Below are 18,582 nucleotides of genomic sequence, written 5' to 3'. Positions count from 1 at the left end.
CCTGCCGTGTCCGCGGGAGACGCGCTTCATGCGCTACGCGGGCGGTCCCACCTCCGCAAAGAAGCGGTAAGCAATGTCGTCCCGGTCGCGCCGGGCAGGCGCGACGATGGCCTCTATGCCTGAATCTGGGTCTCCGTGCGTGGCGGGGCGGAAATGTTTCCATTCCACGGTGATCTCGCGGTGGGAGATACGCCATTCCCCGTTGCGTCGCGACAGTCGGTCGACATAGCGGCCGCCGCAGATGAACTCATGGCCATCATCTAATGTGCCGTCCGTGCGGCATCGGTCGGCATAGGTTTTGCCGAAGAAGCCGGCGACCTTGGCGTGGTCGCCTTCCATCCGGTGATAGGCGTAATAATAGGATTCCGCTGCCGCTTCGTCGCCGTTCACGCCGATGTGGCTGTGGGTCACATGATGCATGGTCGTGACGAAGGCGTCGCCCAGAAAGGCGATGACATGGTCTGCGAATTCCTGCGCCGTCCCCTTGAAAGAAGCATGGTCGTCGCGGGCTTCGGGATGATATAGCGATTTGAGTAGATCGATATCCAGCCTGTCGATCGCGCGCGCGTAGCGTGTTAAAAGATGCTGTATTTCCTGCCGGTCCAGCAGTTCACGCAGCAGGCCTGCCTGGTTATCGGTCATCCCGTTCTCCCTTCTTGCTCAATGGTGGTAGTCGGCGTTCCCAACCATGGCCGCATCATGATGCTGGTGCCGCCGTCCACCGGAATGCTCGCGCCCGTGATATAGCGGCCGGCATCGCTCGCCAGCAACTGGACAATGCCGTGCAAGTCTTCAGGTTCGCCCAGGCGACCGAGCGCGGTCATGTCGACAAAGCCGTCAATCAACGCCTCCGCCGCATCGTCACTTTCCTCGTCGCGCAGCTGGGTGACTGCTTCGCGCAGGATCGACGTCCAGAACACGCCCAGGATCAGGCTGTTGACCGTAATGCCGAAACGACCGAGCTCCGCTGCAATGACGCGCATGAAGCCGTTGATGCCACTCTTCGCCGCTGCATAGGCCAGATTGCCCTGCAAAGGGGCGGCAAGATGCGCGGCAGTCGAGGAACTGAACAGGATGCGACCCCACCGCTGGGCCATCATATGCCGGGCGAAGCTCTGACTGAGCGCGATGTTCGCCGAAAGATTGAGCTGGAGCGTGCGGTCGACTTCCTTCGGCGTCATGGCGCCAAAGCCCTGGGCGTGAACCGCTCCGGCGTTGCCGACGAAAATGTCGACGCCTTCCAGTCGACCGACGGCGACTTCGGCAAAGCGTAGGACATCGTCCATGTCGTACAGGTCCACGGCTTCATGCAACAGCGTGGCGCCAGGCACTGCTGCGCGCAACTGCTCTGTGGCATCCACCAGCATCCCGATCCGGCGCCCGGCGATCATGACCGTAGCACCCGCCGCCGCCAGCGCTTGGGCCATGGCATAGCCCAACCCTGTCCCGCCGCCCGTTACCAAGGCCTTGCGTCCGGTGAGTTTGAACGCCTCTGGCGCGACCATGCCTCTCTCCCCGTTTTGACTTGTCGCCCATAGTCATAAGCAATTCGTGGCAGGGAGCAGGGGGGAATGATGGAATGTTCCAGAACTTCGTCAAATAGTCCCGATCGGGGGTTTTGCGGCTTGAGGACCTCTTCGGCATGATGGTGGCACACGGCGAAGGCCGAACAATGTACCAGGAGATGAGAATGACCAGCACGGCAGAGCCGATCGATCCGATCGACTTCACCAGCGTGATGCAGCAGGGCTGTCCCTATCAGACCTATACGCGGATGCATGCGGACGGACGGAAGGTCTACCAGGATCCCGGCAACGGCTATTATGTCGTTACCGATTATGCCGAAGTGCGAAAGATCGCCGCAGACACCAAGCGCTTTTCCAACAAGACGGGCATTCTGGTCCAGCGTGACACGCCGTTGCAGAAGCAGATCGACGCGATGTACGCGAAGGACGCCTGGCCGCAGATGCACACGCTGGTCACAAATGACCCGCCTTCACACCGCATGTTCCGATCACTCGTGGACCGGCTCTTTACTGCCCAGCGCGTGGCGCAGATGGAAACCTATATTCAGATGCTGGTTGACGAGGCCATCGACCGGGTCATCGACACGGGCGAGATCGACGTGGCGCGCGACCTGGCAGGTGTGTTCCCGGCGATCATCGCTGGCGATTTTCTTGGTCTGCCTCGCGAAGATCAGGAGAAGCTCAAGGATTGGACCAACGCATCCAACGCTCTTACCGAACCGACCTTCGACGAAGAAAATGAGATAGCGATGAACCGCAAGGTCATCGAATTGCTCAATTACATGGTCGAGCGCGCCAATGTTTCGGCGGCGGCCGAAGACGGATCGTTCATGCATCACGCCCGCACCTTCGAGGTCGACGGGCGGCGGCTGACTGATCAGGAACTGGCTTGGTTCCTCCAGCCCCTCTATGTCGGCGGCCACGACTCGATCACACTGCTGATTCCCACCGGCATGTTGCGCATCATCGAACAGCCGGGGCTGGAGCAGCGGCTGCGCGAGGACCCTGCACTGATCACCAATTTCATAGAGGAGTTGATGCGTTTTGATGCGCCGGTCCAGGCGCTCTGGCGCCGGGCGCTGCAGGAAGTGGAAATCGACGGCGTCGTCATCCCGGAAGGCGGCATCATCCAGCTTCAATGGGCTGCGGCCAACCGCGATCCGGACAAATTCGATCATCCCGACGAGTTCATCGTGGACCGCCCGAATGCGCGCCAGCATCTGGCCTTTGGCACGGGAGCGCATCTCTGCATCGGCAACCAGCTTGCACGCGCGGAAATGCGGATCGCCTTTGAAACGATGTTGCGCCGTATGCGCAACTTCCGCCTTTCCGACGAGGAAGGCGCCGTGCAGATGCGGCGTCACTATATGCAATGGGGTGCAGAAAAGCTGAAGCTGCGGTTCGATAAGATCGCCTAGACCGGTATAATCCCGCAGCGGGATCGTACTGCCTCTGTTGGAAGAAAAGGCCGACGCATCGATCGATGCGTCGGCCACCCCCTAAATCATTCGATACCGCCGGGCAGGGCGCTGCTGTAGAAGCCGGTCGTCAGGCCGCCGTCCACGACGATCTCCGCCCCGGTCATGTAGGCCGATTCATCACTGGCAAGGAACAGGCTTGCCTGGGCGATGTCGATCGGCTCCCCGATACGAGCAATGGGCAGTCCTTTCTGCCGGGCGTTGAGCGCTTCGGTCGATTCCTTGGCGACGTTGCCCATTTCGGTATTGATGGTGCCGGGAAAGACCGCGTTCACCCGTATCTTCTTCGGTCCCAGTTCCATGGCTGCCGTTTTTGAAAGGCCGCGCAGTGCCCATTTGCTCGCAGCATAGGGGGCGATACCGTTGAGTCCGGTCATGCCGGAAATGGAGCAGATGTTGACGATCGATCCGCCGCCGCTGCGGATCATGGATGGCGCGACATGCTTGATACCCAGCCATGCGCCCAGCAGATTGACATTGTATAGCCGGTCGAAATCGGCTTTCTCGATCTCCAGTATCGAGCCGCCCCAAAAGACGATGCCGGCATTATTCACCAAAATGTCGATTTGACCGAAGCGCCGCGCGACTTCAGCTGTCACCGCCTGCCAGCGGCTTTCGTCAGTGACGTCATGGTTCATCGCCATTGCGGCGGTGCCGATCTCCTCAGCCACAGGAGTCGTGTCGAGCACATCGGTGACGCAGACGCGCGCGCCTTGTGCGGCGAACTGCCGCGCGGTTTCCGCCCCCATGCCCCGCGCCGCGCCGGTGATTATCGCGACCTTGCCTTCCAATCTGCCCATACATTCTCCTATCCTGATTATCGCGGGCATTTTCAGCGAGCGGCGGGCGTGGGCAATCGGAAATTCTTTAAGGATTCCGGTCAGGCATCCATTATTTCTGTGCGAGACACAGATGGCTGCGCGCTATAGCTCCGGCCGACATCGTGTCGGAGACGCCATATCACGTCGCCTCTGCGCGTTTGGTTGGTGTTCAGCTCGGCGCATTGTCGCTCGGAAGAGGACATCCGATTGTGTGTTGTTAGCCCATGCCGTAAATACGCCGGCGAACAAAAAGCGAGGATGTGGAATGATCGATGTTTATGGCCCGGAATCGCCAAACGTCATAAAAGTCCTGCTGATCTTGCAGGAATTGGGCATGGCGTATGAGCGCAAGCCGCTCGACATTATGAGTGGCGAACAGTTCAGCCCCGAATTCCTGGCGATCAGTCCCAACAACAAGATCCCCGCGATCGTCGATCATGATCCGGCTGACGGCGGCCCGCCGCTGTCGCTCTTTGAATCGGGCGCGATCCTCATCTATCTCGCGGAAAAGGGCGGCGCGCTGCTGCCGACCGAGCCACGACCACGCAGCACGGTGCTGGCCTGGCTGATGTGGCAGATGGCGGGGCAGGGGCCCATGCTGGGGCAGGCGGGCCATTTCCGCAACTATGCGCCCGAGCCCAATCCCTATGGCGTGCGCCGCTATTCGGATGAGGCCGCCCGTCTGTATGGCGTGCTGGACCGGCGTCTGGAGGGGCGTGAGTGGATCGCGGATGCTTTTTCCATCGCCGACATCGCCTGCTGGCCCTGGACCCTTTTTCGTGCCCATCATGGCATCGAACTGACGGACTATCCCCATGTCAATCGCTGGTTCGCGGCCATGGAGGCAAGGCCGGCGTTCGGACGAGCCCTGCCGGACTTTCAAGCGCCACTGCCGATCACTCCCGACGACGAAACGCGGCGCATCCTCTTCAACATCAAGGATTGAAGCTATTTCGTTGTTCGGGCGCGAAGTCGATCGAAGAATAGCAACGACAAAATCAAGGAGAGGACATATGCGTCGCGACTATATCACCGTCGAGCAGGCGGTGCCGATGGCAGGCCTTCGCATTGCTTTGACGCAAGGCGTGCCCGGCCCATGGGGCGAAGCCGCGAAGGCCTTTTTCAACATCAAGGGGATAGACTTCCAGCCCGTTATCCAGAACGGCGGCCAGCCCAATGCGGAACTGCAGGCCTGGACGGGGCAGAATTCGGCACCCTGCGCCGTGCTGGATGACGAACGTCCCCGGTCTCACTGGTCGGAGATACTGATGCTGGCCGAGCGTATGCAGCCCGAGCCCCGACTGGTGCCGCTGGACGAGGAGGAGCGCGTGGCCATGTTCGGCATCGCCCATGAACTGTGCGGCGAGGATGGATTCGGCTGGTCGGCGCGGCTGTTGATGCTGCACATCATGGAACAGACCAATGCGGGCGTGCCGATCGAGCATATGCGCCGAAAATTTTCAAGTGGCGCCCCGCTCGATCATGCGGCGTCGCGAGCAGGCCAGATCCTCGACATGCTAGCCCGCCGGGCTGAGAAGCAGCAGGCCAGGGGAAGCGATTATCTGGTCGGTGACGCTCTCAGCGCGGCGGACATCTACTGGACCTGTTTTTCCAACCTGGTTGTTGCGATGGACGAGGCGGACTGCCCGATGCCGCAATATTATAGGGATTGGGGGGCAGGCTGCGTCCAATTGATCGGCCAGCCGGTGCCCGACGTTCTCATCGCGCACCGGGAACGCATCCTCAGACGCCATTTTTCCCTGCCCATGTGGTTCTGAACGGAAGCCGGGATCAGGATCGATGTTTCGCTTTCGGTCCTGATCTACCTCGCCATCAGCCCCGATCTCGCCAGATCTTTCCGATGAACTGATCCAGCGTCGTGGGCGGCCGGCCGAGCAGCCAGGTCAGGACGTTCGGGTTGCCGACGAAATCATATTGGCCGTACCACATGGCAACCGATCGGATCATCGCCTTGGGATAACGGTAGGCGTCGCCATCCCCCATGCCGTAAAAGGCCCGGAAATAATCATCCGGGGTGATGATTTCCGCGCCGATGTCCAATCCCGTCACGCGCGCAATCGCGGCGGCGATGTCGTTGCCGGAAAAATTACCCGGTGCGCAAAGCTGATAGGTCGCGCCAAAATGCGCCTCATGCTCCCGCGCGACCTTGACGACGACCTCGGCAACATCCTCCAGCGCCACCATCGCCTGCACGCGGTCCAGGTCATAGAGCTGACGCCAGACGCGGCTGCGGATCGCTTCGCCGATGACGTTTGGCATCATGTAGTCGGCGGGCTGCAACACGGTGAAGGCGATATTGGCTTCCAGCAATCGCTCCTCGATGTCCCGCTTGGCTTTGTGCTGCAACATGGGGCTGGCGATCGGATGAAGCACGGAACTGTAGATGAGATGGCCGATGCCGCTCTCACGCACGGCGTCGATCATCGCCCAACCCATCTCGCGCTCCTGCGGATGGGCGGTGGGGGTGATATAATAGACGGCGTCGACCCCGGCGACCGCTTCGCGCAGGAACGCCCGGTCGCAAGCATCGCCCACCATCACTTCGTTGGCGCCGAGCTTTTTCAACTCGTCCTCGCAATCCGATCGCGCGCGCACGGCGCGTACTTCGATTCCGGCTTCCCGCAAGCGCGGCAGGAGTATGCGGCCCTGATTACCGGCCGCCGCCATCACCAGCAGCTTCATCAGCGACGCCCCTCCAGATAGTCGTTCAACACTTCGTTGAAGAAACGCACCCGCGTCTCCTGCCCGGCAAGATAGGCGTCGGTGTAACCCTGCGAGCGCAAGCCGCGCTGCTGCCCCTCTGCGAGCATCAGGTCCTGGATCACGACGCCGCCATGCAATTCGGGCACGCCGCGCCCGCGATCGAAGGGGCGGTGGATCGGGGGCGCCTCGCGGATCGGCAATCGTTCCGAACCGACCATGGGCGTTTCGGTGAGATCCTGCCCCTCCACCGGAAAGACCATGCACCACAGGTCGAACGTGCATTTGCCCGGATCGTCGGGGTGCGGCTCGGTGCGCTGGAAGAAGATTTCATCCGGCCCGAAGGTCAGCGTCACATTCGGAAAGATGGTCGAGTGGATGCTCTCGGTCAGTTCCCGGTCGCTGAGCCGCGCATACCAGTTGCGTCCCCGTCCAGGCCCCAACCGGCGCTTGGCGGCGGCAAGGTCGTGCCAACCACGCACCACCATGGTTTCAAAGTCGGGGTAATCGGCCGGGTCGAGGCCCCAGTTGCGCAACACCTCCTCGAACGGATGCGGACCAGCCCCATAGGGATTGTCGCGCAGCGATGGGCGGAAGGGCTGGATGGTTCGGCCATGGCCTTCGCGGAACATCTCAAGCCGCGCGTTCCAATGATCCTGATCGCAGAAGGCGGACACCTGCGGATGGGCGGTGCGGGTGTGATAGCTTTCCGAGAAATTTTCGGTCGCGAATTTCCAATTGGTGTCGAGATCGATTTTGATCTGGAAGACCCGGATCATCGTGTCGAGCGGGAAATTGTCATATTGGTGGAATACGGGGCCGAGAAACGCCTCGAAGGAGGGCGCGGCGGCGCTCATCGCGTACCAGACGAACCCGCCCCAGCTGGCAACGCGCACTTCACGCAGGGAAAGCCGGCCACAAGGATTGCCCTGTGGAAAGTCGTCGGGATCGGGCAGGTCGGCAAGAACGCCGTCCTTGCCCCACAGCCAGCCATGATAGGGGCAGGTGAAACCGTCGGAGGAGCTGCTTTCCCAGGCAAGCCGCTGCCCGCGATGGCCGCAGCTGTTGTAGAATCCTCGCAGGGCGCCGTCGTCCTGGCGGACGATGATCACAGACTCGTGCATGAAGTCGTGGACCAGATAATCGCCGGGTTCGGGAACCTCATTTTCGCGGCCGGCGATGTGCCAGACCTTCTTCCACATATGGTCCCATTCGGCTTGGGCGAAGGCGGGCGACCAATAGCGTTCACCGTTCATGGGATCGCCGCGCACATTGGTCGCGTCGGCCCCGTTCATGACTGCGGAAATATCCATGCGCCTCTCCTTGGCCGGACTGACGACCATCATGCGGGTGGCGTTGGGTCGCCTTGCTCCGTTGGAGGCGAGATTAGCAAGATGAAGATATTATGCTACTATAATATTTTGCTGTACCTCGGTCCCGGCGTGGATTATCGACCGGTGATCGGCAATGCTCTCGCTTGCCGAAGGAAAGGCGCAGGACCGGACATGACCGCAGACAGCAGCCGGGCAAGCGATGGGGTAGGCCCCGTGCCGGTCGATCTCATCAAATCCAGCGCGCCCTATCTTCTGACGCTCGCCGCTCGTCTGCAGGCGGCGATCTATGCCAATCGCACCGCCGCCTGCGAGGTAAGCCCGGCCGGCACCTATATTCTTTACGAACTGAGCCGCACGGAACCGCTCACGTCCAAGGCGCTGTCACAGCAATTGAGTCTCGGCCCGGCGGCGATCGGCCAGACACTCACCCGGCTGGAGCGGGACGGGCTGATCACTCGGGACCGCGCCGCAGCCGACCGGCGCTGGGTCGAAATCCGCCTGACGCCGCGCGGCCGCGCCATCGTACCGCCGCTGAATGATGCGTCGATGGCGCTGATCCGTGAAATCCGGACCGTTCTCGGCGTGGCGGGAGAGCGCCGCTTCGTCGGTGATCTGGAAACATTGATCGGGCATTTCAGCCGCGAGGCCGAGGATGAAGGCGCCCTCCACCGCGCGCGGGCAACGGCGCGGACCGGGACGGAGGCCTGACCGCTATTTTCACGACTCCACAAGGCACAAAGCCGGGGCAAGAACAAGAGAGGAAGAGCGATGGACAGTTGGGACATGACGGCGGACGTCGTCGTCATCGGATCGGGATCGGCGGGCCTGTCGGCGGCGCTCAGCGCCCGGAATCAGGGTGCCGACGTGCTGATTTTGGAACGCTCCGACAAGCTCGGCGGCACCAGCGCGGTTTCGGGCGGCCTGCCCTGGATTCCGAACAATGCGCATATGCACGAGGTCGGGGCGAGCGACAGCCGCGAGGAAGCGCTCGCCTATCTGCGGCGCTTGTCGTTGGGCAAGATGGACGAGGCGCTGTGCGAAACCTATGTCGATGCCGCTCCTGACGTGATCCGCTTTCTGGAGGCGGAAACGGAACTGGAATTCGTCGCGCTCACCATTCCGGACTATCATCCGGAACTGGAAGGCGGCAAGATCGGCCGTTCGCTGACAGCCCGCCTGTTTCCTGCAGGCGAGCTGGGCGAATTGCGTCCGGCGCTGCGGATGAGTCCGCATTTCCCGATCCCGGTTTCGCTCGCCGATGTCGCGGACGGCAAGACCAATCTGCTCGATCCCGCGATGATCGCGGATCGCATGGCGAAAGATTTGGTAGGAACCGGCCACGCGCTGATGGCCGGGCTGATCAAGGCGGCCAGGGACAAGGGCATTGCCATGCGGCGCGGCGTGCGCGCGCAGCGGCTGGTGATTGAGGACGGCGTCGTCACCGGGCTCCATGCCGAAGAAAATGGCAGGTCTGTCCGGATCGGCGCGCGGCGGGGGGTCGTGATCGCATCGGGCGGCTTTGAATGGAATGCAAATCTGGTCAAGGACTTCATCTACGGGCCGGAGGCCGCTCCGCTCAGTCCGCCCTTCAATGAAGGCGATGGCCTGTTGATGGCGATAGAAGCCGGCGCCGAACTCGGCAACATGTGCGAGGCCTGGTATCATGCCTCGGTGCGCATCCCCGGCGAGGATTATGAGGGGCATCAACTCAACCGCCTGACATCGGCGGAACGGCACAGCCCCGGCTCCATCATCGTCAACGCGCAGGGCAAGCGCTTCGTCAACGAAGCCCTGAGCTATCACGACGTCTGCCTGGCGATGCGGGCGTTCGATCCCACCAGCTTCGGTTTCCCCAATGCGCGGGCCTGGGTGATCGTGCACCGGGACTATCTGGATAAATATACTTTCATGACCCGCATGCCCGGCGATCCCATCCCGCGCTGGCTGGCGACAGGGGAAACTATCCGGGACCTTGCCCAGGCAATCGGCGTCGACCCGGATGGGCTGGAGGACACCGTCGCTCGCTTCAACGCCAACGCGGCCAAGGGCGTGGACCCGGACTTCCATCGCGGCGAGAGCGCCTATGACCGCTATTATGGCGACCGGGAACTGGAGGGCGCGTTCCAAACGCTTGGTCCGCTCGACAAGGCGCCGTTTTTCGCGTGCGAACTGCGTATCGGCACGATCGGGACGCGCGGCGGCCCTCGCGTCAACAGCCGGGCCGAGGTGCTGTCCAGTCGTGGTGGGATCGTGCCCGGCCTCTATGCGGCAGGCAATGCGATGGCCAGCTTCACCGGCATGTCCTATCCGGGCGCCGGCGGCACGATCGGCCCGGCGCTGACATTCGGCCACATCGCCGGGCGCTCCGCCGCTGCCGGCAGCAATCGGTTCTGATATGCCCGTAGTTGAGATAGAGCGGCTGACTGCCGCGTCCCCTGCCGATGCCTGGGCGTTCATCAGCGATATGGATCAATGGGCGCCGTTGCTCGCAGGGTATCAACGGCATCAGACGATCGATGATCGTCATTCGCGATGGACGGTCAGGGGGGAGTTGGCCGGGCTTTCGCGCACGGCTGATTTTGATGTGACCATCACCGAATGGGTCGAGCCCAGCCATGTCGCCTTCACGCTTCAAGGCATTGATGAGCCCTTCGCCGGCGAGGGTGCTTTCCGGATTGCCGGGATCATGTCTGGCGAAGGGGCGGCCGAAACGTCACCAAGCCAGAACCGATGGGCGCGATGGCGGGCGACATGGCTGCGCTGGCTGCTGTCCCGCCTCACGGGACGGCGGTTGGAGCATGGCCAAGCCGCGGCAGGTCATGCGGCTGTCAGCCAAGGCGCGATGCTGAGTTGCCGCTTGGAGATCAACGCCAGCGGCGGTTCAGGCCCCGTCATGAACCTGCTGCTGCCGCCTATCCTTGCAGCGGTGGCCGAAGACACGGCGACAAAGATCGTACTGGCGCTCAATCAGGGGATGCCTGATCGCGGGGCGGCGCCAGCCATCCCACGATAGGGGCCATTAGCCGCGCCGCCTCGTGATCGCGCGAAGCATTCCGCAAGTTCAGTCCGCTCTGAAGGCCAGATCCAAAATACAGAGATCAGGCGTGATGTCCTGCCTGAATTTTCCGAATCCAATCGCCGATGCGATCTGCCCGTGCGGCGCTGTACCGCAGTTCCGGCCTATCGCCGAGCGTGAACAGCGCCTCGCGGCATCCCGCCGCCGCGCCGGCGCGGGCTAGGGCGAGAAGGTCGGTGCGGGACAGATAGAGGCTGGCTGCGCGGGACGACGGGACCGCGGGACCGCGAAGGTGCAATAATGGCAGACGTCGCGGCAAAGCTGCGTCAGCGGAATGAAGATCTTTCGCGAATAGGTGACGAGCGCACCCTTGCCCTCCAGGGTCATAGCCTCGCTCGCGGCCAGAAGGGTGGGAAGATCGAACCGATCGACAACATCCATAGCGGCTGCTGCGTCCAGCGTTTTGAGATCCGGAACTGTGGAAACGCGTGCGTTGCCGCTGCGATGCCCGCGTCTCGCCGCCCTCAATCCCTCCAAACTTGCTGTTTTGGTTCGCCAAGTCTAATCCGCTCAGCCGGTCAATATGGCGGCCATTCGCCGTTAGCAATGGCAAGCTTTGGAAACCGGTCATGAGCGAAAGATGTAGGTGCTCAACTCTACTCAAGCTCATCAGACGGACTGTTTTGCCATGCGAGATTGATCTGCGAGAGCAGGTTGTGGAGCACATCGGTGCAGTGTCATCGACTGCCCGTTGCGGCCTCGACAGCCATATGCCTGCCCTCGCTCAGCTTGCGGGCCCACCGTCCCGGGAGCACGCCCTTTCGGGGCGTGCCTCATCATTTCAAATGGGCGACGCCAGAGTCACTGCGCTGAGGGGAAGGATGTCGGCCGCTTTTCCAGGAACGCCCGCACCCCTTCGGCGAAATCGGGATCGCCCACGCACGCGACAATGCCGGCGGTCTCTGAATCCAGAATATCGCCCAGCGTCTGTTGCGGGGCGTCGTTCACCAGCTTTTTCGCGGTTTTGATTGCGAGCTGCGGCGCACGGGCGAGACGACGGGCCATCTTCATTGCCTCGTCCTCCAACGCGTCGGCAGCGACGATCCGGTGGAGGATGCCAAGGCGCAGGGCCTCTTCCGCATCCACCTTGGCAGCGGTCATCAGCAACATGCGGGCCATGCGGGTGCCGACGACCTGCGGCAGTACCGCAGTCACGCCGCCGTCCGGAGACAGAGCTACGCGTTGATGCGCGAACACGAAGGCAGCGCTTTCGTCCCCGATCGCATAATCGGCCACCAACGGGTAGAAGAGGCCGGCACCAGCGGCTGCACCGCGAACCGAAGTGACGATCGGTCCGTCAAAGGCGGCGATGGCTTCCACCAGCTTGCGCGCCAACGGCAGGCGGCGAGCGAAGTCGGCCTGGCGTGTCTCGACATCCTGCTCAAGCGACTGCGCAAAACCGGCAATATCGCCACCGGCGGAAAAGACCTTGCCTTCACCGCGCACCAGGATGCAGCGCACCGACGCATCGGCCTGCGCGGCGTGGAACAGCTCGATCAGGTGCGGGACCGAAGTCTTGGGTATGGCATTGCCGAACTGAGGCCGGTTGAACGACAGGCGCAGGACGCCATCGATCAACTCGACAAGATAGCTTTCATCTTCCGCCGATTGGATCATGTTGCAATTCCTCATGTCCGGCCGCCCCCCCCAGGCGGCAGCCGGATCGTCCGGATCAGCCCAGCGCTACCTTGACGGCAGCGATGATCGACGCGGGGTTGGGCGCGAACGCCAACTCAAGCGGCTTGGAGAAAGGCACCGGGCTATATGCACCGCCCACGCGCTGCACCGGCCCCTCCAGCTTGTCCCAGAGTTGCTCGTGCAGGACCGATGAGATTTCTGCACCAACGCCATATTCCTTGACCGCTTCATGGACGACCACGGCGCGGCCCGTCTTGGAGACCGAAGCCAAAACAGCCTCGCGATCCCAGGGCGAGATGGTCCGCAGGTCGATGACCTCGGCAGAAATGCCGTCAGCTGCCAACTTTTCCGCGGCGGCCAGCGCGTGCACTGCGCCAATCGCATAGGAAATGATGGTCACGTCCGATCCTTCGCGGCTGATCTTCGCCTTGCCCAGAGGTACCGGCTGGAAATCCACTTCGGCCGGGGTCCAGTAAAGCGGCATGCTCTCGATGAACATGACGGGATCCGGGTCCTCAATTGCCGCGCGCAGCAGGCCATAAGCGTCCGCCGGATTTGACGGTGCCACCACCTTGATGCCGGGGGTATGGGCAAACCAGGCTTCCAGATAGTCGCTGTGCTGCCCGCCCTGCGAAAAACCGCTGCCAGTCATGGTGCGGATGACGATCGGCACGCTCGTCTGACCGCCCGACATGAAGCGCAGCTTCGCGGCGTGGTTTGTGATCATGTCCATCGCCACGGTGACGAAGTTCATCAGCATGATCTCGGCCACCGGACGATAGCCGACCAGCGATGCACCGATCGCGGCGCCCATGATCGCCTGCTCGGAAATCGGCGTGGATTTGATGCGGTCGGTGCCAAAGGCGGTCGACAAGCCCTTGGTGATGCCGACGACGCCGCCTTCCTCATGGTCGGCGAGATCCTCGCCCAGCGCTAGCACTTTGGAATCGGCCGCGCAGGCATCGTGCAAGGCCCGGTTGATGGCCTCGATCATGTTCATTTTCTTAGGTTCATTCATGGCGGGCCTCAAGCAAGGTCATAGGCGAACACGTCGCGCTTCAGTTCGGACACATCGGGCAATTCGGCTGCAAAGCCGGCCTCGACAGCAGCATCGATCGCTGCCTTGATTTCTGCCTCGATCGCGGCGAGATCGGCTTCGCTGGCTACGTTTTCGGCCAGCAGGCGGGCACGCAGCGCTGGCACGGGGTCATTCTGCTTCGCGGCCGCCAATTCTTCGCGGGGAATATATTTCGCCGCGTCGCCGACCAGATGGCCGTTGAAGCGGAAAGTCATCGCCTCAATCAGGGTCGGGCCTTCGCCTGCACGGGCGCGCTCGACCGCCACCTTGACCGCGCCGTACATCTCGTCGGGATCATTGCCATTCACGGTTACGCCTTCCATGCCATAGCCAGCCGCGCGGATGGAAATGCGCTCCACCTTGGTCGAATTGGCAAAGCTGGTATGTTCGGCATAGCGATTGTTTTGGCAGATGAAGATGACCGGCAGGTCCCACAGCGCCGCCATGTTCATCGACTCGTGGAAGGCGCCGATATTGGCCGCGCCGTCACCGAAATTGGCGACCGACACCTGGCCCTTGCCGTCCAGCTTGGCAGCCCAACCCAATCCGACGGCGATCGGCATAGAGGAACCGACGACGCCCGTTGTGACCATCATCCCCTTCTTGGGGTAGGTCAGGTGCATCGGGCCGCCCTTGCCCTTGCACGACCCGTTGACGCGGCCGGCCAATTCACCCCACAGCGCTTCCAGCGGAAAGCCCTTGGCCAGCATATCGTGCGTGCCGCGATAGATGGTGCAGATATAGTCTTCGTCGGTCAGGTTCGCCGCGACGGACGAAGGGATGATCTCCTGACCCTGCGACGAATAGAAGGGCATGATCAGCTTGCCCGCGGTCATCTCCCTGATGACGCGCTCATCGTTGAGCCGGATCAGTGCGGCCTTCTTGTAGATTTCCAGAAGCGTCGCCGCATCTGGCTTCGGGTAATTCGACATATCGCCTCTCCAGTTGGGCTGATCAGTAGGATTTGGGCAGATCGAGCACCTTCTCGGCGATGAAGCTCAAGATGAGTTGCTCGGTGATCGGCGCGATCCGCAGCAGGATCGACTCGCGGAACAGGCGTTCCACCTGATATTCGCTGGAATAGCCCATGCCGCCATGGGTCATGACGGCGCGGGTGCAGGCCTCGAACGCCGCACGGCCGCCCAGGAACTTGCCCGCATTCGCCTCGGCGCCGCAGGGCTTGCCCTGGTCGTAGAGGTTGGCGGCGCGCATGATCATCCAGTAGGCCGATTCCAGATAGGTCCAGTTTTCGGCCAGCGGATGCTGTATGCCCTGATTCTGGCCGATCAGGCGGCCGAACACCTTGCGCTCACCGGCATATTTCGCGGCGCGCGCCAGGGCGCCACGGCCCAGGCCCACGGCTTCGATGCCGACCAGGATACGTTCGGGGTTGAGGCTGTGCAGGATATAGTTGAAACCCTTGCCCTCCTCGCCGATCCGGTCCTCGTCAGGCACGAAATAATCGTCGATGAACGTGGCGTTGGAATCGACCGCGTTGCGGCCCATCTTGGGAATGCGCCGCACTTCAATCTGCGACTTGTCGAGATCGGTGTAGAACAGCGTCATGCCGTCGGTCGGCTTCTTGCACTGTTCCTTGGGGGTGGTGCGGGTCAACAGCAGGATCTTGTTGGCGACCTGGCCCGACGAGGTCCAGATCTTGCGGCCAGTGACGCGGTAGCCGCCGGGCACCTTGGTCGCGAAAGTCTTGATGCTGGTGGTGTCGAGGCCGGCGTCGGGCTCGGTGACGCCGAAGCAGGCGCGGTCCTCGCCCTTGATCAGCGGGAGCAGCATGCGCTCCTTCTGTTCCGGGGTGCCGTGCACGACGACCGCATGCGGGCCGAAGATATTGAGGTGGATCGTGCTCGCCGCGGAATAGCCGCCGGCACTGGCCGATACCTCATGCATCATGATCGCGGCTTCGGTCACGCCCAGATTGGCGCCGCCCAGTTCCTCAGGCATGGTGATGCCGAGCCAGCCGGCGTCGGCCATCGCTTTGTGGAATTCGAACGGGAAGGTCTTTTCCTCTTCGCGCTTCGACCAATAGTCATCATCGAACTGGTCGCAGACCTTCCGCACGCTGTCGCGAATGGCCTCTTGCTCTTCCGAAAAGCTGATATCCACTCAATCCCTCCTACTGGGGCATAACCTAGAAAACCATGCCCGATCGAGCCGGCGTTGGTACGCATTCTAACTATAAGCAAACTCGCTGAAGTCAAGGTGCCGCACGGAAGTTTCACCCCTTTGCCGACCGGCCGAGGACAGGCCTTTGCACGGCGTTGATTCCGGATTTCATTGTCAGCCAAATCGCCGGGAATGGGAAGCCCCGATCGCCCGGGTCGGCTTTGCCCAACGCTGATCCGACGATCATCCGCCAGGCAAAAAGGCGGCGGACTTGCGTCCACCGCCTCTTCATGCACGGACCTGACGGATCAGGCCGCTCGATCATCGAACTGCGTCAGAACTTGACGCCGGCCTTCACGCCCCAGGTGATCGGCGCACCCGGTACGTACCAGCCGCCGGTCTGCTGACGCGACACGTTGACGCGATATTTCTCGTTCAGCAGATTGTCGCCGAAGACGCTGAGCGAGAATTTCTCGTCGGCTGTGGTGTAGGTGACCGAGCCCGACACCATGTTGCGCGACTTTTCTGTACCATAGGAAGCGTCCGGCCCGTAGAAGATCTTGCCGGTATAGCTGTAGAGCGTGTCGAAGCGGATCGTCGCGGCCGACGGCAGCTCCAGCGTGTAGCTCGCACGGGCATAGCCGCTGAGCTTGGGCGCCTGGGGCAGGCGGCTGCCGCTATGGTCGACGCCCGAGACGACCGTATAGCCAAGGCATGCGGCATCATCGTCGGTCCCCGGCGTCGCGAGCGCCGCCGAGCATGCCGATGTCGTTGACGACAGCACATAGGTGTCACCCACATATTTCTTGAACTTGGTGTCCAGATAGCTGGCACCCAGCCCGAATTCCAGGCCGCGGGCAGCGGCCCAGGTCAGATCGGCCTCCACGCCCTTCACTTCGGCGGTCGCGGCGTTCACCACGCAGGATCCGCCGCAGGCCAGGCTGGTCTGCGTGACCTGAAGGTTGCTGTAGTCGTAGAAGAAGGCGGCGCCGTTGAAGCGGACATTGCCCATCTCCGTCTTCCAGCCCAACTCGTAGGAATCGAGCACTTCGGGGGTCACGCGGTCGGACGGCACCGCCGTCGAAGGCGAGTTGATGCCACCCGACTTGAAGCCGCGGCTGAAGCTTGCATAGAAGAGCACATCATTGCTGGGCTTGAAGTCCAGCACGATCTTGGGCGTCAGCTTGTTGAACTTGACCTGTCCGGCCGGCTCGCTGCCGATCACCGACGTACCCGAACCCGGAATGCCGGCGATCAGGTCATGATAGAGCTGGCGCTTGCGTTCGGAGGTGTAGCGCAGGCCCGCGGTGAGCGAAAACTGGTCGTTGATATCGTAAGTGGCTTGGGCATAGGGCGCCCAGCTTTCGATATTGAACGCGGCGACAGCCTTCAGATAGGGATTGTCATACACGCTGCCGCTGGTCGGCGCGGCGTTGATGCCCAGCTGGCTGTTGACCGCCATGCCCGCGATGTTGAAATCGCTCCAGGACTTCTCCTTATAATAATAGAGGCCAACCACATATTTGAGCGGCCCGGAATTGTCGGAGACCAGCTGCACTTCCTGCGAGAAGGACTTGGTCCGTTCGCCATCGGTCAGGGCGTGGAGGAACGGGATGCTGGTGCCGTCCAGGTCGGCGCCGCCGGTGAACTTGTAGTAGCGATAGGCGGTGATCGACGACAGCGTGGCAGCGCCCAGATCCAGGTCGGCGCGCAGTGCGGCGCCGCCGTTGATCGTGTGCATCTTGTCGCCCTTGATCCGGCGCGCCAGATAATCCTGGCCGTTCTCGTAGAAGCCGGTCGGCGCCGTGCCGCCCAGGCACAGGCCGATCTGGCCGTCGGCGCAGCTGTCTTCGAGATTGGTGAAGGCCTGGCCTTCGCGGTCGCGCTTGACGCCATAGTCGCCCGACAGCTTGATCGTCAGATTGTCGGTCGGCTCATAGAGCAGCTTGCCGGTCGCGTGGAACAGGTGGCGGTCCTGCAGGCGCGGCAGCAGAGGGTCCGACGTCTTCACATAACCATCATTGGCATCGTAGATGATCGACGCGCGCGCGGCGAGATTGTCGGCCAGCGGGATATTGATCAGCGCGTCGGCGGAGGTGCGGTTGAACCGGCCATAGGTCAGGCTGGCAGCGCCTTCCCATTCACCGATCTTGGGGTCCTTCGTCACGACCTTGACCGCGCCGGCGGCCGCGTTGCGGCCATAAAGCGTGCCCTGCGGGCCCTTGAGCACTTCGATGCGCTCGATATCGTTGAAGGAGAAGGCCGCCGTCGCCGTGCGCGGCATATAGGTGTCGTCCAGATACATGGCGACGCTCGATTCCAGGCCGGGATTGGCATAGAGCGTGCCGACGCCGCGCAGGAACAGGCCGACGAAATTCGCATTGCGGTTGACCGACAGGCCCGGCGTCAGGCGGGGAAGGTTTTCCGACGCGTCGATCCGGGAATTGGTGATGAGGCTGCCGGCAAGCGCGGTGACGGCGACCGGCACATCCTGCAGATTTTCCGAACGCTTCTGGGCGGTGACGACGATTTCTTCAAGGCCGGAACCGTCCTGAGATGTTGCCGCGTCCTGAGCATAAGCGATCTGCGGGACGCATGCCAAAGCAGCGCTACCCAGCATGAGAGAGAGGCGGAACCCCATCAATTTCCTCCATATGTAGTAAAATACGCGAATGATTATCTGGTATATGGTTATAAAACGTATGGTGCACATACCGCGAGAAAATCCGCTATCAACAATGAATTGGCCAAGGGGGTCGCGTCGCAAGCTGACTGCGGCAAAAATGTCG

Annotated in this window: 17 protein-coding genes; 6 read left to right on the top strand and 11 right to left on the bottom strand. The window is 62.0% G+C overall.

The features are described 5' to 3' along the window. Window positions 1-33 precede the first annotated feature (33 nt). Together K663_RS17705 and K663_RS17700 are read right to left on the bottom strand one after the other, a co-directional pair. Window positions 34-642 carry a nuclear transport factor 2 family protein gene (locus K663_RS17705; protein WP_062121384.1) on the bottom strand — a complete coding sequence of 203 codons (609 nt, stop codon included), beginning with the start codon at window positions 640-642 and terminating at the stop codon, window positions 34-36. After that, window positions 639-1,505: an SDR family NAD(P)-dependent oxidoreductase gene (locus K663_RS17700; RefSeq protein ID WP_062121383.1), complete on the bottom strand. Its 867-nt coding sequence runs from the start codon at window positions 1,503-1,505 to the stop codon at window positions 639-641. The genes K663_RS17705 and K663_RS17700 overlap by 4 nt, the downstream gene beginning before the upstream one ends. A 185-nt stretch (window positions 1,506-1,690) precedes the next feature. On the opposite strand from K663_RS17700, the gene K663_RS17695 reads away from it, so the two are divergent. After that, the gene (locus K663_RS17695) at window positions 1,691-2,944 is read left to right on the top strand and encodes a cytochrome P450 (protein ID WP_062121382.1); all 1,254 of its coding nucleotides are present in this window, start codon (window positions 1,691-1,693) and stop codon (window positions 2,942-2,944) included. A gap of 86 nt (window positions 2,945-3,030) precedes the next feature. Here the strand turns inward: K663_RS17695 and K663_RS17690 are convergent, their stop codons facing one another. Next, on the bottom strand, window positions 3,031-3,804 hold the full coding sequence (locus tag K663_RS17690) for an SDR family NAD(P)-dependent oxidoreductase (RefSeq protein ID WP_062121381.1): 774 nt from the start codon (window positions 3,802-3,804) through the stop codon (window positions 3,031-3,033). Between the two features lie 286 nt (window positions 3,805-4,090). Here K663_RS17690 and K663_RS17685 point away from each other — a divergent pair, with 286 nt between their 5' ends. Continuing rightward, window positions 4,091-4,771: a glutathione S-transferase N-terminal domain-containing protein gene (locus K663_RS17685; RefSeq protein ID WP_062121380.1), complete on the top strand. Its 681-nt coding sequence runs from the start codon at window positions 4,091-4,093 to the stop codon at window positions 4,769-4,771. Between the two features lie 67 nt (window positions 4,772-4,838). Continuing rightward, window positions 4,839-5,603, top strand: a complete 765-nt coding sequence (locus K663_RS17680; RefSeq protein WP_062121379.1) for a hypothetical protein — start codon at window positions 4,839-4,841, stop codon at window positions 5,601-5,603. A gap of 55 nt (window positions 5,604-5,658) precedes the next feature. On the opposite strand, the gene K663_RS17675 is transcribed toward K663_RS17680, so the two are convergent. After that, window positions 5,659-6,528 carry an SDR family oxidoreductase gene (locus K663_RS17675; RefSeq protein ID WP_062121378.1) on the bottom strand — a complete coding sequence of 290 codons (870 nt, stop codon included), beginning with the start codon at window positions 6,526-6,528 and terminating at the stop codon, window positions 5,659-5,661. Continuing rightward, entirely contained in the window at window positions 6,528-7,859 is a 1,332-nt protein-coding gene (locus K663_RS17670) for an aromatic ring-hydroxylating oxygenase subunit alpha (protein WP_063619103.1), read from the bottom strand. Before K663_RS17670 ends, K663_RS17675 begins: the two co-directional genes overlap by 1 nt. Before the next feature lie 192 nt (window positions 7,860-8,051). Between K663_RS17670 and K663_RS24415 the strand changes: the two genes are divergently transcribed. The 3 genes from K663_RS24415 to K663_RS17655 are packed head-to-tail and all read left to right on the top strand — an operon-like array spanning window position 8,052 to window position 10,893. Further along, on the top strand, window positions 8,052-8,588 hold the full coding sequence (locus tag K663_RS24415) for a MarR family winged helix-turn-helix transcriptional regulator (RefSeq protein ID WP_158511215.1): 537 nt from the start codon (window positions 8,052-8,054) through the stop codon (window positions 8,586-8,588). A gap of 60 nt (window positions 8,589-8,648) precedes the next feature. Next, window positions 8,649-10,274 carry an FAD-dependent oxidoreductase gene (locus tag K663_RS17660; protein ID WP_063619083.1) on the top strand — a complete coding sequence of 542 codons (1,626 nt, stop codon included), beginning with the start codon at window positions 8,649-8,651 and terminating at the stop codon, window positions 10,272-10,274. Between the two features lies 1 nt (window position 10,275). After that, window positions 10,276-10,893 (top strand): CoxG family protein, encoded by a 618-nt coding sequence (locus K663_RS17655; RefSeq protein WP_062121374.1) that lies wholly within the window; start codon window positions 10,276-10,278, stop codon window positions 10,891-10,893. 222 nt (window positions 10,894-11,115) lie between these two features. On the opposite strand, the gene K663_RS17650 is transcribed toward K663_RS17655, so the two are convergent. From K663_RS17650 to K663_RS17620, 6 genes are all read right to left on the bottom strand, one after another. Continuing rightward, the gene (locus tag K663_RS17650) at window positions 11,116-11,337 is read right to left on the bottom strand and encodes a hypothetical protein (protein WP_062121373.1); all 222 of its coding nucleotides are present in this window, start codon (window positions 11,335-11,337) and stop codon (window positions 11,116-11,118) included. 420 nt (window positions 11,338-11,757) lie between these two features. After that, on the bottom strand, window positions 11,758-12,573 hold the full coding sequence (locus tag K663_RS17645; RefSeq protein WP_062121372.1) for an enoyl-CoA hydratase/isomerase family protein: 816 nt from the start codon (window positions 12,571-12,573) through the stop codon (window positions 11,758-11,760). A gap of 55 nt (window positions 12,574-12,628) precedes the next feature. Next, window positions 12,629-13,594: an alpha-ketoacid dehydrogenase subunit beta gene (locus K663_RS17640; protein ID WP_235589599.1), complete on the bottom strand. Its 966-nt coding sequence runs from the start codon at window positions 13,592-13,594 to the stop codon at window positions 12,629-12,631. Window positions 13,595-13,620: 26 nt separating this feature from the next. After that, window positions 13,621-14,604, bottom strand: a complete 984-nt coding sequence (locus tag K663_RS17635) for a thiamine pyrophosphate-dependent dehydrogenase E1 component subunit alpha (protein ID WP_062121370.1) — start codon at window positions 14,602-14,604, stop codon at window positions 13,621-13,623. Between the two features lie 22 nt (window positions 14,605-14,626). Beyond that, entirely contained in the window at window positions 14,627-15,793 is a 1,167-nt protein-coding gene (locus K663_RS17630; protein ID WP_062121369.1) for an acyl-CoA dehydrogenase family protein, read from the bottom strand. A gap of 334 nt (window positions 15,794-16,127) precedes the next feature. Continuing rightward, window positions 16,128-18,434: a TonB-dependent receptor gene (locus K663_RS17620; RefSeq protein ID WP_158511214.1), complete on the bottom strand. Its 2,307-nt coding sequence runs from the start codon at window positions 18,432-18,434 to the stop codon at window positions 16,128-16,130. Window positions 18,435-18,582 lie beyond the last annotated feature (148 nt).

It is taken from the genome of Sphingobium sp. MI1205, assembly GCF_001563285.1.
Taxonomy (GTDB): Bacteria; Pseudomonadota; Alphaproteobacteria; order Sphingomonadales; family Sphingomonadaceae; genus Sphingobium.
The sequence above is the reverse complement of the archived record's forward strand: the minus strand, read 5'-3'. Positions and strand labels throughout refer to the sequence as shown.

Bases quoted from the DNA above. Each gene is read 5' to 3' on its own strand.
- K663_RS17705 (WP_062121384.1), bottom strand. From the start codon at position 642: ATGACCGATAACCAGGCAGGCCTGCTGCGTGAACTGCTGGACCGGCAG.
- K663_RS17700 (WP_062121383.1), bottom strand. From the start codon at position 1,505: ATGGTCGCGCCAGAGGCGTTCAAACTCACCGGACGCAAGGCCTTGGTA.
- K663_RS17695 (WP_062121382.1), top strand. From the start codon at position 1,691: ATGACCAGCACGGCAGAGCCGATCGATCCGATCGACTTCACCAGCGTG.
- K663_RS17690 (WP_062121381.1), bottom strand. From the start codon at position 3,804: ATGGGCAGATTGGAAGGCAAGGTCGCGATAATCACCGGCGCGGCGCGG.
- K663_RS17685 (WP_062121380.1), top strand. From the start codon at position 4,091: ATGATCGATGTTTATGGCCCGGAATCGCCAAACGTCATAAAAGTCCTG.
- K663_RS17680 (WP_062121379.1), top strand. From the start codon at position 4,839: ATGCGTCGCGACTATATCACCGTCGAGCAGGCGGTGCCGATGGCAGGC.
- K663_RS17675 (WP_062121378.1), bottom strand. From the start codon at position 6,528: ATGAAGCTGCTGGTGATGGCGGCGGCCGGTAATCAGGGCCGCATACTC.
- K663_RS17670 (WP_063619103.1), bottom strand. From the start codon at position 7,859: ATGGATATTTCCGCAGTCATGAACGGGGCCGACGCGACCAATGTGCGC.
- K663_RS24415 (WP_158511215.1), top strand. From the start codon at position 8,052: ATGACCGCAGACAGCAGCCGGGCAAGCGATGGGGTAGGCCCCGTGCCG.
- K663_RS17660 (WP_063619083.1), top strand. From the start codon at position 8,649: ATGGACAGTTGGGACATGACGGCGGACGTCGTCGTCATCGGATCGGGA.
- K663_RS17655 (WP_062121374.1), top strand. From the start codon at position 10,276: ATGCCCGTAGTTGAGATAGAGCGGCTGACTGCCGCGTCCCCTGCCGAT.
- K663_RS17650 (WP_062121373.1), bottom strand. From the start codon at position 11,337: ATGGATGTTGTCGATCGGTTCGATCTTCCCACCCTTCTGGCCGCGAGC.
- K663_RS17645 (WP_062121372.1), bottom strand. From the start codon at position 12,573: ATGATCCAATCGGCGGAAGATGAAAGCTATCTTGTCGAGTTGATCGAT.
- K663_RS17640 (WP_235589599.1), bottom strand. From the start codon at position 13,594: ATGAACATGATCGAGGCCATCAACCGGGCCTTGCACGATGCCTGCGCG.
- K663_RS17635 (WP_062121370.1), bottom strand. From the start codon at position 14,604: ATGTCGAATTACCCGAAGCCAGATGCGGCGACGCTTCTGGAAATCTAC.
- K663_RS17620 (WP_158511214.1), bottom strand. From the start codon at position 18,434: ATGGGGTTCCGCCTCTCTCTCATGCTGGGTAGCGCTGCTTTGGCATGC.